Genomic DNA, 13,927 nt, shown 5'->3' with positions numbered 1-13,927 from the left:
GCACCGCCGTCCCGCCCGACACCACATTTCGCTGCACCGCCGTCGCGGGCGGCCCCGCACGTGGCGGCGCCGCGGCCTGAAATCCATCGGGCGCCGGTAGCACCGCAGCGTCCGGCCATGGCACCGCGGCCGACGCCGCATATCGCCGCCCCCTCGCGCCCAAGTGCACCCCCGGCCGTGAGTGAGCGACCGGGACCGCCGCGCGAGGCGCTGTCGCGCCAGTCCGCGGAACGCCAGGGCCGCATCGACCGCTTGCAGCAGCGCGTGCAGCAATTGCAGTCGCAAAAGCGACCAGAAGGCGCAAGGGCGCAACGCGAGCAACAACGGTTGCTGCAGTCGCAGAGCCGGCTGCTTGAGCGCGAGCAGCGAGTGCAACAGCGTGAGCAGCACGTCGAGCAGCGGCAGCGCGAGATGCTTACGCGCCAGAGCACAGAACGGCAGAGCCGCATCGATCGCATGCAGCAGCGCGTCCAGCAACTGCAGTCGCAGAAGCCGGAAGGCCTGCGGGCGCAACGCGCGCAGGAGCGGATGCTGCAGACGCAGAACCGGCTGCTGCAGCGCGAACAGCGCTTGCAGCAAAGTGATCAGGCGCGCCTGCAGCGGTTGGGACCTGAGCCGACGACAGTTGGGCGAGCCGCCACTGCCGCCGCTGTGCAGGCCGCCGAGCGCGGACGATTTGCGGAGCGCTTCCGTGAGCAGGCCACTCCGCAGACTCAAGCGGCCCTCCTCACCCGCCAGAGCGGCTGGGCTCCCCGGCAGGCCTGGCGCCACCGCCATCCCGCGGTGTTCGTGGCGTGGCTTGGGCCGGTGTTCTGGCCATACGCTTACTCCGACATTTTTGACTACACGTTCTGGTCCTATGCTTATGAGCCCGGCTATTGGGCGTACGCGTATGACGACTTCGTCGACACCGTATTCTGGGGCGGTGACGGCCCCTATTCCGCCTTTGCCAGCACCAACCCGTATGACTATCCGCAAGCCGGCGGCGGCGGCCGCGCGCGTCCGCGCGCCAGCGTGAGCCCGCAGACGCTACAGCAATTGTGCGGCACACCGGACAAGGGCGTGACAGCTTGGCCGCTTGCCGATATCGCGAAAGCAGTGCAGCCGACGCCGGAGCAACGCGCGCTGCTCGACGAGTTGAAGACTGCGGCGGCCGACGCTGCCGGTGTGTTCAAGGATTCCTGCGCGGAGACTTATGCACTGACGCCGCCTGGCCGCTTGCGCGCGATGATGAACCGCATCAGCGCGACGCTGGAGGCCGTCAAGATCGTGCGACCGGCACTGGAGAAGTTCTACAACTCGCTCAGTGACGAACAGCAGGCCCGCTTCAACGCGCTCGGCCCCAATGTCGGCGACCGCTCGTCACAGCAGCAGCAAACCAGCGCCGAGGGCTGCGGCGATCCCAAGTCCGGCCTGACGCAGTTGCCGATCCAGAGGATCGAGGCCGTGCTCCACCCCGCAGGCAAGCAGAAGGACGCGCTCGACCGCCTCGGCGAAGCGACGGCGAAGGGCGTTCAGGACTTGCAGGCAGCCTGTCCTAACGATGTGCCCCTGACGCCGGTCGGACGGCTGGAAGCGATGCAGCACCGGCTCGAGGCCATGCTGACGGCCGCCAAGCTGGTCGAACCTGCGCTGGACGAGTTCTACGCCACGCTGAGCAGCGAGCAGAAGGCGCGCTTCAACACGCTGCAACAGGTCGCAAGCCCGTGAGGACGGCGCGCGTGACCTAGAGCACTATCGGTTCTGATTGAGTCAGAACCGACGCTCTGTATTTTTGTTTTGACGCGTTTTCTTCACGCGAACCGGTATCCACTTCGCTCGAAAACGCTTTACACCACCGTCTTATGCCGCGCGATGCAGGTGCGCAGCACCTCGTCCATCGGCTTGGCCCACCAGTCATCGGAGAAGATTTCGATCTCCGAATAGCCGGCAAAGCCCTGCGCTTCGACCGCTTGACGCACCGATTTGATGTCGATGACACCGTCGCCCATCATGCCGCGGTCGTTGAGGATGTCCTTGGTCGGCACCATCCAATCGCAGACGTGGAAGGCGAGCAGGCGATCTTGGCCGGCGCGCGCGATCTGGCCCATCAGCTCCGGGTCCCACCAGATGTGATAGACGTCGAGCGCGACGCCGAGCATGCCGCTGCGGCCGGGGTCGAGCCGGTCGCAGATGTCGAGCGCCTGTTTTGTGGTGTTCACGCAGGCGCGATCGGCCGCGTAGGCCGGATGCAGCGGCTCGATGGCGAGCGGCAGCTTTGCCTGTTTGGCATAGTCGAGCATCTCGGCGAGCGCTTCCTCGACCTGCCCGCGGGCTGCGGCGATGTCCTTCGAGGCCTCGCTGCCCGGCCGCGAATATTGCGGCAGGCCGCCGACGACGAGCACGATGCAGGGCGCACCAAGCGCCTTGGCCTCGTCCACACAGCGCCGGTTGTCGTCACGAACTTCGCTCCGGCGCGACGCATCCGAAGTGAACATGCCGCCGCGGCAATAGCCTGAGAGATCGAGGCCGGCATCGCGCACGGCGCGTACCGCGCGGTCCAGGCCGACGGACGCAACCTGGTCGCGCCAGGGATCGATCGCGCGGATGCCTTGCCTGGCACAGGCGTCAATGATCTCGACGAGGTCACCCTGCTTGCGGACCGTCGCCGTGTTCAGCGACAGCCAGCGGTGGTCGGAGGAGAAATCACGCATCAGGACTCGATCCCGTGCGAGGCCAGCACCGTCTTCATCCGCTGCGTCGCGAGTTCAGGGTTGGCGAGCAGGCCCGCCTGATCGGCAAGGCGAAACAGCTCGGCCAGATGCAGCATGGAGCGCGCACTCTCCTGGCCGCCGACCATGGTGAAGTGGTCCTGGTGGCCGTTGAGATACGCCATGAACACCACGCCGGTCTTGTAGAAGCGCGTGGGCGCCTTGAAGATGTGGCGCGACAGCGGTACCGTCGGCCCCAGCACGTCGTGGAACCCGGCTTCATCGCCGGCCGCCAGCCGCGACAGCGCGTACGACGCTGCCGGCGCGATCGCATCGAAGATGCCGAGCAGCGCATGCGAGAAGCCCTGCTCGTCGCCGGCGATCAGTTCGGCATAGTTGAAGTCATCGCCGGTATACATCTTGATGCGCTTGTCGAGCCGCCGGCGCATGTCGATCTCACGCTGCTTGTCGAGCAGCGAGACCTTGACGCCGTCGACCTTGGCGGCGTTGCCGTTGATGATGGCAACCGCGGTATCCATCGCCTTGTCGAGATCCTTGGTGCCCCAATAGCCCGTCAATGCTGGGTCGAACATATCGCCAAGCCAGTGGATGATCACGGGCTCGCGGACTTGCGACAGCACGCGGTTATAGACTGTTGCGTAATCATCGGCGTTGCGGCCGAGCTTTGCGAGGGCCCGCGACGCCATCAGGATGATGCGGCCGCCGACCTTCTCGACCGCCGAGATCTGCTCCTCATAGGCGCGGATCACGTCGTCGATGGACTTGGCATCCTCGACTGCGAGATGGTCCGTGCCGGCGCCCGAGAACACCAGTGCGTTGCGGCGCTTGGCGGCACCGACCGAGCGCGTGATCAGCTCAAGCGAGGTCGGCCAGTCCAGCCCCATGCCGCGCTGCGCGGTGTCCATCGCTTCGGCGACGCCGAGACCGAGATCCCAGACGTGCTCGCGGAAGGCGATGGTCTTGTCCCAGTCGACAGCGACCGAAAGCCAGGGATCATTGTCCGCGAAGGGATCGGCCACCGTATGCACGGCCGAGAAGGCGATGCGGTTTAACGGCCCTTCGAGCTTTGCGGGAAACGTGCGCGATGCCGCGAGCCGATAGGTCTCGATGGACCGGTCGGCCCTCGGCAGCTTGAGCGACAATGACGACATTGAAGGGACAGGCTTGGGCTGGACGGGCTTGTTCATGACTTCGAACCTCTCCTCGTCATTGCGAGCGAAGCGAAGCAATCCAGAATGCCTCCTCGGCAACAGTCTGGATTGCATCGTCGCCAGCGCAAAATTGCTTCGCAATTTTGTCGCGGGCTCCTCGCAATGACGGCTTAGTAGACATCGGGGCTTATCCAATAGACCTCACGCCTTGATCGGGGCGACGTCGATCCAGCGCCGCTCCTTCCAGCTCTTCAGCGCGCATTCAGCGAGCTGTACGCCCTTGGCGCCTTCGAGCAGCGTGAACTTGTAGGGCGCATCCTCGTAGACGTGGCGGATGAACATCTCCCACTGCTCCTTGAAGCCGTTATCGTAGGTGACGTTGTCGGGCATCTTCTGCCAGTCGCCGTAGAAATCGTGCAACCGCTTCTCGTCGGGATTCCACACCGGACGGGGCGTCGCCTGCCGCGCCTGGATCATGCAGTCGGTGAGCCCTGCGACCGCCGAGCCCAGCGTGCCGTCGACCTGGAAGGTGACGAGGTCGTCGCGATAGACCCGCGTCACCCAGGACATGTTGATGTGGGCGATGACGCCGCCCTTGAGCTGGAACGTCGCGTAAGCCGAGTCGTCCGCGGTCGCCTTGTATTTCCTGCCCTGCTCGTCGTAGCGCTCGGGAATGTCGGTGTTGCCGATGCAGCTCACGCTCTCGACTTCTCCGAACAGGTTGTCGAGCACATAACGCCAGTGGCAGACCATGTCCAAAATGATGCCGCCGCCGTCCTCGTCGCGGTAGTTCCAGGACGGCCGCTGCGCCTCCTGCCAACCGCCTTCGAACACCCAATAGCCGAACTCGCCGCGCACCGAGAGGATGCGGCCAAAGAAGCCGGAGTCGCGCAGGAAGGCGATCTTCTTCAGGCCGGGCAGGAACAGCTTGTCCTGCACCGTGCCGTGCTTGACGCCCTTGGCGTTGGCGAGCTTCACGACCTCGACGGCCTCCTCGAAATTCGTGGCGATCGGCTTCTCGCAATAGACGTGCTTGCCGGCATTGATGGCCTGGGTCAAAAGGCCGGGGCGCGCCTGCGTGGTCGCGGCATCGAAGAACATGGTGTCGTTCTTGTCGGCGAGCGCGGCATCCAGATCAGTGGTCCAGCGCGTGATGTTGTAGCGTTTGGCCAGAGCCTCGACCTTCTCGGCGCTGCGGCCGACCAGGATCGGATCGGGCATGACGCGGTCGCCGTTCTTCAGGCGGACGCCGCCCTGCTCGCGGATCGCGACGATCGAGCGGATCAGATGCTGGTTGAGCCCCATGCGGCCGGTGATGCCGTTCATGATGAGGCCGAGGCGCTGGGTGGTCATGACAATTGCTCCTGAAGTGAGTTCGGCTGTTCGAGCGGGCGGAGCGCCGACCAGTCCGGATGGACCGAGGTGGCGAAGCCCGCAGCATGAAGCGATCCCGTCAGGAGATCGCCGTCGTGAATGGACAGCCGGATGCCCTGCCCGGCATCGGCATAGAGATCGGGATGCGCGGCGGCGAAGGCCTGCGCTTCGACGGCCGGCGTCTCGCCAAAACCGTCGACATAGTGATGGCCGTTGCGCTCGGCGTGGGTGACGCCGATCAGGGCACCGAGCGCGAGATCCTGCTGCACGGCAAGCCCGGCCTGGCAGGTCAAATCCTCGCCGGTCACGAAGAACGTCTCGCCTTCCGCGCTCCATTTCGCCGCGCGCGTGGCATTGACGATGGACTTGTAGAGGCCTTTGCAGGATTTCGATGAGATGCCGCGATAGCCGAGCGCCCGCGCTGCCCGGAAGGCGTCATAGGAATCATCCGCTTCGTCGATGATGAAGCCGCGTGTGGCCAGCGAGCCCAGCGGCAACTGCCTTGTGATGTCGCGCGGCATCGGCTGCTCGACATAGAGCAGGCGCTTGGCGATCGGCCGCAACGCGGCGTCATGATCGAGCCGAGCCATCAGCGCCTGCAGCACCGCGAGATCGGCGTATTGCTCGTTGGCGTCGAGCGTCACCTTGTAATCAAGTCCCAGCGTCTCAAGCTCCTTGCCGATCCGCGCCAGCCGCGCCGCATCGGCTGCGGGATCTCCCGAGAGCTTGAGCTTGAAGTAGCGAGCACCGGCGTTCTCGCGTGGATCGGCAACACCGCCCTCACCTTCCACGGCATCATCAAGGCCGACGGTGTGCCTGATGGCAACACGCTCCAGCCGCTTCCGGCCGGAGAGAAACGTCCTGATGTCCCTTTCGCTCAGGTCAGGCGACAGCCGCGCATCGATGCCGGCAATGTTGCCGGCCATCCCATCGAAAAAGCTGGTCTCGGCGGCGCGGAGCAGCGCATCGAGGATCGCCTTGTCGATTTCCGCTGGACCATAGGCCGCCGCAAGCGCGGGAATGTTTTTCTTCGCACAAGTCGCAACCTGCGCACCGATGCACGCGGCATGCAGATCGAACGCCGTCAGATATCCAGTCCGCGCCAGATAGAGACCGCGTGCGATCTGGAGCGAGCGACGCAGGCCGTCGAGCGTCTGCGCCGGCGACAGCTCCGGCCGCTTGTCGAACCACTTTGGCACCAGCAGTTCTGCACTGGCGCCGACCGCAACGCCCCTGCCCTCGACCTCGATCTCGACCCGCACGAACAGCTGCGGCGTCGCGTTGATGGTAATCGCGCCAAAGCGGAACGGCCGCGCGAACTGCACGGGACGTTCGAAGAATGCGATGTCTCGCAGCTTCAGGCGCACGGACATGGTGCTACTTGGCTCCGGAAGTATGGCCACGGGCGCGGTTCACCTCTCCCGCTTGCGGGAGAGGTCGGCGCGAAGCGCCGGGTGAGGGTTCTATCCTCTTGGGGAATCTTGCCAGCGAAGACACCCTCTCCCCAGCCCTCCCCCGCAGGCGGGGGAGGGAGCGCACCGGCTTGGTGGTCGCGACCGACGTATCCCATGACTTCAGTCCAACGCCCCTTGTGAGAAGAAATGCTTGCGGATGCGTTGCACAAGCTCGGTGAAGACAGGATCAGCCATCACGTCGAGCGAGCGCGGGCGGGGCAGCGGCACGTCGTAGATCGCGGCGACCGCACCGGGACGCTCGGTCATGACCAGCACTCGGTCGGCGAGGAACACGGCCTCCGGAATCGAGTGCGTGATCAACAGCACCGTCTTCTTCGTCTCGCGCTGGATCCGCATCAATTCGACGTTCATGCGCTCGCGCGTCAGCGCATCGAGCGCGCCGAACGGCTCGTCCATCAGCATGATCTTGGGATCGTGCACCAGTGCGCGGCAGATCGAGGCGCGCTGCTGCATGCCGCCGGAAAGCTGCCACGGCAGCTTCTTCTCGAAGCCTTCGAGCCCGACCAGCTTCAGCAGCGACTTGGCGCGATCGAGATATTCCTGCCGCGGCAGCCGCTTCATGTCGATCGGCAGCATCACGTTGTTGAGGATATTGCGCCAGGGCAGCAGCAGCGCGTTCTGGAACACGATACCGACATTGCCGTGCGGCTTCGTCACCTTCTCGCCCTCGACCAGGACCTCGCCCGTGGTCGGCGGCAGCAATCCCGAGATCAGCTTGAGCAGCGTGGACTTGCCGCAACCGCTTGGGCCGACCACGACGAAGAACTCGCCGTCGTTGATGTGGAAATCGAGCGGCCGCAGCGACGGCACATCGCCGTCGCGCGTCCGGTAGGTCTTGGACACGCCGGACAGTTTGATGCCCGACGCGTCGCCGGCAGCCCGGTCGCTCACCAGTCTCAGATGCGCGGCCGGCTGCACATCGATCGGTTTGCTCGCAGGGTTCATCGCAGCCCTCTCCCCCCGTCGTCCCGGCGAAAGCCGGGACCCATACGCCGTGCCGGCGCGTTTGGGCACGCGGGTAGAGACCGTCCGCAACAAGCGTGGCCGGTGGTTATGGGTCCCGGCTTTCGCCGGGTCGACAGCGGAAATTTGTCGCTCACGAGCCACTCTTCGGCAGATAGTCGTTGGTGTAGAATGCCTTCGGGTTCTCCTTGGCCTTGGCGTCGAGGCCGCCATATTCGACCAGCAGATTGACGGTCTCGGTCATGTTCTGGTCGGTGACCTGGAACGGCCGCTTGCTCTTGGTCTCCGCGGTCCGGTAGAGCGGGATGGTCAGCTCAAAACCCTGGGTCAGCGTATCGATCTTGCCGCCCTTTGGGTTGGCATCGAGGATCGACTGCGCCGCGGCCTTCGGCTCCTTCTCCGCGGCTTCGACCGCCTTGGTCGTCGCCGACATGAAGCGGCGGACCAGATCGGCATTGGCCTTCACATAGTCGGTGTTGGCGATGATGCCTGACGAAACCATGTTGATGCCGTAGTCGGCGAACTTGATCGGATAGACGTCCTTGCCGGTGGCGTCCTTGATCTTCATCGACTGGTCCATGACGTAGCCGAGCAGGAGATCAGCCTGGCCATTGATGACGGCGTTGAGCTTGGTCTGGCCGTCGCCGGCAACGGTTTTGAAGTCGCTCTCCTTCAAGCCGGTCTTCTTCAGGAACAGCGGCCAGATCTGGGTCATGGAATCGGCCGGCGTGATCGCGACCGTCTTGCCCTTGATGTCCTCGGGCTTCCTAATGTTCTTGTCGACCAAGCCCATCGCGGACATCGGGCTGGTCTGCAGCAGCACGCCGGTCGCAACCACCGGCGCACCCTTGATTGCGGCGCGCATCATGGTGGGCACGTCGACATAGCCGAAGTCCGCAGTCTTGGCGGCGACCGCCTGCGTGGTCGCAGCCGAGCCGCGGCCTTCCTGGATTTCGAGGTCGATGCCTTCGGCGGCGTAGATGCCCTTGGCCTTGCCGTAATAGAACGGCGCGTGCTCGCCATAGACGTACCAGTTCAGCATCAGCACGACCTTGTCGGCCGCTTGTGCCGGCATCGCCGCAAACACCATCAGCGTTGCCGAGACGACTCCTATCCATCGCTTCATTGTCACTCTCCCTTGCCCTTATGGCGTCGACCGTTAGTGGCCGCTCGTTGCTTCACTTCAGAGCCTGAAAATACTTAAGAGGCGAAAATCACGTCTTCGCGCTGGCTGACATGCCAGGGGATGATGAGCTTCTCGATGCGGTCCACGACCCAGAACAGGACCACGCCGAGCAGCGCCAGGATCACGAGGGCTGCGAACATCGTCGGCAGATCGAACGTGCCGATCGAGCGTTGCATCACGTAGCCGATGCCGGAATTGGAGCCGACGAACTCGCCGACGACGGCGCCGACCACGGCAAGCGTCACCGAGACTTTGAGACCAGAGAAGATAGCCGGCAGCGCATGCGGCAGGTTTACCGCGCGAAACACCTGAAAGCGGCTGCCCTGCATGGCGCGGGCGAGATCGACCATATCAGGATCGACCGACTTGAAGCCTTGCACGGCCGAGACCACCACCGGGAAGAAGCCGAGCAGGAAGGCCGAGATCACCTTCGGGATGATGCCGAAGCCGAACCACACCACGAACAGCGGCGCGATCGCGATCTTCGGCACGGACTGCGAGAACACCAGCAGCGGATAGACATAGCTCTCCACCGTCTTCGACCCCGCGATCAGCATGGCGACGGGAATGCCGAACAGCGCCGAGAGCAGGAAGCCGCACACGGTCGCATAGGTGGTCGGCCACGACTGGCGCAAGAGTTCCGGCCATTCGGTGCGCAGCACGGCGACGACATCGGCCGGCGATGGGATCTGGTAGGCGGGAATCTTGAACAGGCGGATGGCGAGATCCCAGGCAACCACGATGAAGACCAGGAACAAGAGCGGCCGAACCCAGGCCGCATTCAGCATCTTGGACACCGCACTCTGCGGCTTCAACTCAGCCACGTCTCACTCCCGGCATTCTTGTTCGTTGCGGGGAGAAATTAACCCGTTGGATAAATACTGTCCAGCCCCTTCCCTGTGACGTTTTGCGGCGGCGGTTCCGGGCGTTTGGGATCATGCAGCTCGCCAAACCGAAGGCTGGTCGTTCGGGATTGGCACTAAACACAGCCGAGAGTTCACGCGGTATGGGTCCCGGCCTTCGCCGGGACGACGATGAGGAGGCATATTCGCGCCGCACTCTCGGTGTCATTCCCCGCGAAAGCGGGAATCCAGTACGCCGCGGCTTATCGATTCAATCTCAACCGCCTCTGGAATACTGGATTGCCCGCCCCAGTGCGCAACTGCGCACAAGGCGGGCGATGACAGCGGAGATTGAGGAAACAGCGGGCGCGACGTCGACCAGCGTGCGAACCGCAGCGCTAAACCGTCTGCACCACGCTCGCACGCGACTTCGGCGCCTTGGCGAGCTCGAACAGCGCGGCGGACTGCCCCGTCAGGGCGGCGAGCACGAGGCCGACCATGTGGGCGAGGCGCTCGTCCTTGGCGTCCTTGGCGAGCAGATCGCGGCCGAAGATCACGCTGAGCGTCGCCGAGTTGGAGAGGTAGAAGAAGCAGAGTCCCGCGATCGAGATATAGAGCTGCACCGGATCGACCGCGACCTGAAAGTCGCCGCTGTCGACGCCGCGGCGCACCACGGTGCGGATCATCTCGACGAAGGGCGAGTGCATCGACTTGACCTTGGTCGACTTCTTCAGGTGCTTTGCGCGCGCGAGGTTCTCGGTCTGGAGCAGCGACAGGAATTCGGGATTGCGCAGGAAGTAATTCCAGGTGAACTCGATCAGCCGCCGGATCGCCTCGGGCGGATCGAGATGTTCGAGGTCGAGCCCGCGCTCCTCGCTGCGGATCTTGTCATAGGCGCCTTCGAGCACGGCGAGATAGAGCTCGTCCTTGTTGCCGACGTGGTAGTACAGCATGCGCTTGTTGGCGCCGGCCTTGGCGGCGATGCGGTCGACGCGCGCGCCGGCGAGCCCGTGGGCGGAGAATTCCTGCTTGGCGGCTTCGAGAATGCGCAGCCGCATCCCCTCGGGGTCGCGCTGCCATTTCAGAGTTCGCTTTGCCTTCGCCAAACCGGTTGCTCGCTGGGTGCTCTCAGGTCAGCGTGTAGCACGAGGAAGCCGTCATTGCGAGGAGCCCTTGCGACGAAGCAATCCAGACTGCCACCGCGGAGGGATTCTGGATTGCTTCGCTTCGCTCGCAATGACGGGTGGAAAGACCGGCTCCCTACTCCACCGGCTTCGGCGAACGCTCCAGCAGCACGGTCTGGATGCCGCAGGTGCCGTTCCGCACCGTCATCACCCTCGTGCCCGGCTTGCGGCCGTTGCGGACCTCGGAGACGTCGAGGCCGCCAGCGATCAGGCGGGCGCGGCTGGCGTCGATGTCGGCGACGCGCCAGCTCAGGCCCCAGAGCCGGTCATGCGTGGGATCGCCACCCGCCACCGGGCGGCGCACCACCTCGACGATGAGATCGCCGCAGCGGAAGAACATCAGCTGGCCCCAATCCTGGTGGGAGCGGTCGAGCGCCAGATCGAGCCCGAGCCGCGCGCCATAGAGCGCGGCGGCGCGCTCGGAATCCTCCGTCGTGATCACGACGTGATCAAGCGCGTCGATCGGTGCGATGTCCGTCGCGACCGACTTGGGACGCTCGTCGGCGAGCTCGAGGAAGAACATGCGCACGCCGCGCGTGAGCTCCGTGGCGGCACGCGTGCGCTTCCAGTGCAGCACCGCATCGGATGCGGCATCGCTGCTTTCGACCTCGGCGACCGGATCCGGCCTCAGGGCCACGCGCTCCAGCCGGCGGTGCATCTTGCTCATGTCTGCGACACGAAAGCACAGGCTGGCGAGCATGCCCTCCTGGTCGTCGAGCAGCGCGCGCATGCGGTCGGCGCTGACGCTGAATCCGCTCGGCGCCATCAATTCGATCGTCATGTTGTCCAGGGTGAACAGCACCCGGTCAGCGCCCTCGCCGGAATTCTGCCAGACCGGCGCGCGGGCGAGCAGCGTCTGATAGGCCGCCTTGGCCGCACCGATATCCCTGACCAGAGCGACGACGTGATCGAGGCCGGTGATCATCTTCCCCCCTTTTGACCGCCCCTTGTCGACCCGGAACCATGGGCCGAAAAACGGCGTTTGTCCGGGCTTGGCATTTCCCTGTCATGGTCGTATTCCCCCACTATGCTGACCTCAAGCGCTTCGGGCGGCAGCCTTGCGAATATTTTCAGCGATCCCTCGGCGGAACCGGTGTTAGAGTAGGCGCGCCGGCCGGGACCACAAGCGCATCACGGACAAGCAATGCAGGCTCTCTTCATCGGACAGACTTATATCGACGTCGTCTTCATCACCGACCACATGCCGACCGGCGATGAGAAGCACGTGGCTTCGGACTACGCGGTTTCCTTCGGCGGCAACGCGGTGACGGCGGCGTTCTGCTGCGCCAAGCTCGGCGTCGTGCCCGACCTCATCGCCACCGCCGCCAATGACTGGCTGGGGCGCATGTTCCAGGACATGTGCGCGAAATACGCGATCTCGCTGCACGCGCGGAAGGTGAAGCAGTCCTCGCTCTCCTTCATCATGCCGAAAGACGGCAAGCGCGCCATCGTCCGTTGCCGCGACGACGAGCACATCCATCCGTTCCCGATGCTCAATCTCGGCGGTTGCCGCGCGCTGCATGTCGACGGCCACCAGCCGGATGCGGCAATCCATTACGCCAAGGTCTGCCGCGAGGCCGGCATTTTAACCTCGCTCGACGGCGGCGGGCTGCGCACCAACACCCACGAGCTGCTGGAATATATCGACGTCGCCATCGTCGCCGAGCGGCTGTGCGAGCAGATGGACCTGACGCCGGAGAAGATGCTCGATTACCTCAAGAGCCGCGGCTGCAAGATCGGCGGCGTCACCATGGGCGAGAAGGGCCTGCTCTGGTATGACGAGACCGGGACGGTGCAGGTGATGCCGGCGATGCCGATCCCGCGCGAGCGCGTGATCGACACCAACGGCGCCGGCGACGTCTTCCACGGCGCCTATGTCTATTCCTACCTCGCCCATCCCGGCAAAAGCTGGCGCGAGCATTTTGATTTTGCCCGCGCCGCCTCGACCTACAAGATCCAGCGCCTCGGCAACGAGGCCGGCTTGCCGACGCTCGTCGACATCGCCAAGGTCAGGCACGAATTCGAGGTCAGGGTCTAGCGGAAGGGTGTGTCATGGGGCGCGTGTTCGTCGCCGGCAGCATCAACATGGATGTGGTGGCGACGGCCGATCGCCATCCCAAGGTCGGCGAGACCGTCGCCGGCCGCCAGGTGCTGTATTTCCCGGGCGGCAAGGGCGCGAACCAGGCGGTGGCGGCGTCGCGGCTCGGTGCCAGGACCACGCTGATCGGGCGGTTGGGAAAGGATTCCTTCGGAGCTGAGCTTAAGGTTTTCCTGCGCAGTCAGGGCATCGATCTCGGCTATCTCCAGGAGACGACTGACGCGCACACTGGCACGGCCATCATCACGGTGGCGGAGGCCGACAACACCATCGTCGTCATCCCGGGCGCCAACGCATTGGTCGACGCCGATGACGTCAGCGTCGTGCCGCTGCTGGAGGGCGACATCGCGGTCAGCCAGTTCGAAATTCCGCTGCCGGCGATTGCCGCGTTCTTCCAGCGGGCACGCGCCGCCGGAGCCACGACGCTGCTCAACCCGGCGCCGGCGCAAAGCATGCCCAGCGAGCTGCTCGCGCTGGTCGACATCCTCGTGCTGAACGAGACCGAGCTCGGCTTCCTCGCCGGCACCGAGCTCTCCGACGGCGACGAGGCCGCGCGGATCATCGAGGTGGCACGGCAGCTTCAGGCACGGCCGGACCAGACCATCTGCGTCACGCTCGGCAGGCACGGCTTGCTCGCGCTGGCGGGGCGCGAGGAGATTTCGGTGCCGGGGCGCGCAGTGCAGGCGATCGACACCACCGGTGCCGGCGACTGCTTCGTCGGCGCGCTCGCGGCGCGCCTCGCCGATGGCACGCCCTTGCGCGACGCGCTCACCTTTGCCAACGCCGCCGCTTCGATCAGCGTGCAGCGGATGGGCGCCGGGCCGTCGATGCCGACGGCAAAGGAAGTGGCTGCGGTCTTGTAAGACGGAGCGCTTTCTTCGCCTCGCCCCGCTTGCGGGGAGAGGTCGGATTGCATCGAAGATGCAATCCGAGTGAGGGGGAG

At 64.8% G+C, this 13,927-nt stretch carries 12 protein-coding genes; 3 read left to right on the top strand and 9 right to left on the bottom strand.

Annotated features, from left to right (window positions below; translation table 11 throughout):
• The coding region (locus tag CWO91_RS28435) for a Spy/CpxP family protein refolding chaperone (RefSeq protein ID WP_349643595.1) at nucleotides 1-1,710 on the top strand (1,710 nt) is incomplete at its 5' end.
• Between the two features lie 119 nt (nucleotides 1,711-1,829).
• Here the strand turns inward: CWO91_RS28435 and CWO91_RS28430 are convergent.
• The 9 genes from CWO91_RS28430 to CWO91_RS28385 all read right to left on the bottom strand — a co-directional run bounded on the left by CWO91_RS28430 (nucleotide 1,830) and on the right by CWO91_RS28385 (nucleotide 11,811).
• On the bottom strand, nucleotides 1,830-2,693 hold the full coding sequence (locus tag CWO91_RS28430) for a sugar phosphate isomerase/epimerase family protein (RefSeq protein ID WP_130218272.1): 864 nt from the start codon (nucleotides 2,691-2,693) through the stop codon (nucleotides 1,830-1,832).
• Nucleotides 2,693-3,898 (bottom strand): dihydrodipicolinate synthase family protein, encoded by a 1,206-nt coding sequence (locus tag CWO91_RS28425; protein WP_130218270.1) that lies wholly within the window; start codon nucleotides 3,896-3,898, stop codon nucleotides 2,693-2,695. The genes CWO91_RS28430 and CWO91_RS28425 overlap by 1 nt, the downstream gene beginning before the upstream one ends.
• A gap of 165 nt (nucleotides 3,899-4,063) precedes the next feature.
• Nucleotides 4,064-5,215 (bottom strand): Gfo/Idh/MocA family protein, encoded by a 1,152-nt coding sequence (locus tag CWO91_RS28420; RefSeq protein WP_130218268.1) that lies wholly within the window; start codon nucleotides 5,213-5,215, stop codon nucleotides 4,064-4,066.
• Nucleotides 5,212-6,609, bottom strand: coding sequence for a hypothetical protein (locus CWO91_RS28415; RefSeq protein WP_130218266.1), 1,398 nt, complete (start codon nucleotides 6,607-6,609; stop codon nucleotides 5,212-5,214). The genes CWO91_RS28420 and CWO91_RS28415 overlap by 4 nt, the downstream gene beginning before the upstream one ends.
• Before the next feature lie 201 nt (nucleotides 6,610-6,810).
• Nucleotides 6,811-7,656 (bottom strand): ABC transporter ATP-binding protein, encoded by an 846-nt coding sequence (locus tag CWO91_RS28405; RefSeq protein WP_130218264.1) that lies wholly within the window; start codon nucleotides 7,654-7,656, stop codon nucleotides 6,811-6,813.
• Between the two features lie 151 nt (nucleotides 7,657-7,807).
• The gene (locus CWO91_RS28400; RefSeq protein WP_165405762.1) at nucleotides 7,808-8,800 is read right to left on the bottom strand and encodes an ABC transporter substrate-binding protein; all 993 of its coding nucleotides are present in this window, start codon (nucleotides 8,798-8,800) and stop codon (nucleotides 7,808-7,810) included.
• A 74-nt stretch (nucleotides 8,801-8,874) separates the two neighbouring features.
• On the bottom strand, nucleotides 8,875-9,684 hold the full coding sequence (locus CWO91_RS28395; protein ID WP_130218260.1) for an ABC transporter permease: 810 nt from the start codon (nucleotides 9,682-9,684) through the stop codon (nucleotides 8,875-8,877).
• 416 nt (nucleotides 9,685-10,100) lie between these two features.
• Nucleotides 10,101-10,808 (bottom strand): TetR/AcrR family transcriptional regulator, encoded by a 708-nt coding sequence (locus tag CWO91_RS28390; RefSeq protein WP_208753078.1) that lies wholly within the window; start codon nucleotides 10,806-10,808, stop codon nucleotides 10,101-10,103.
• A 154-nt stretch (nucleotides 10,809-10,962) separates the two neighbouring features.
• Nucleotides 10,963-11,811 carry a VOC family protein gene (locus CWO91_RS28385; protein ID WP_130218258.1) on the bottom strand — a complete coding sequence of 283 codons (849 nt, stop codon included), beginning with the start codon at nucleotides 11,809-11,811 and terminating at the stop codon, nucleotides 10,963-10,965.
• A gap of 219 nt (nucleotides 11,812-12,030) precedes the next feature.
• Here CWO91_RS28385 and CWO91_RS28380 point away from each other — a divergent pair, with 219 nt between their 5' ends.
• Together CWO91_RS28380 and rbsK are read left to right on the top strand one after the other, a co-directional pair.
• A complete protein-coding gene (locus CWO91_RS28380) occupies nucleotides 12,031-12,924 on the top strand; it encodes a sugar kinase (RefSeq protein ID WP_130218256.1) in 894 nt (297 codons plus the stop codon).
• 14 nt (nucleotides 12,925-12,938) lie between these two features.
• The gene (gene rbsK, locus CWO91_RS28375; RefSeq protein ID WP_130218254.1) at nucleotides 12,939-13,847 is read left to right on the top strand and encodes a ribokinase; all 909 of its coding nucleotides are present in this window, start codon (nucleotides 12,939-12,941) and stop codon (nucleotides 13,845-13,847) included.
• Nucleotides 13,848-13,927: the final 80 nt, after the last annotated feature.

Origin of the sequence: Bradyrhizobium genosp. SA-3, from assembly GCF_004212635.1 — a bacterium.
Lineage (GTDB): Bacteria > Pseudomonadota > Alphaproteobacteria > Rhizobiales > Xanthobacteraceae > Bradyrhizobium.
The sequence above is the reverse complement of the archived record's forward strand: the minus strand, read 5'-3'. Positions and strand labels throughout refer to the sequence as shown.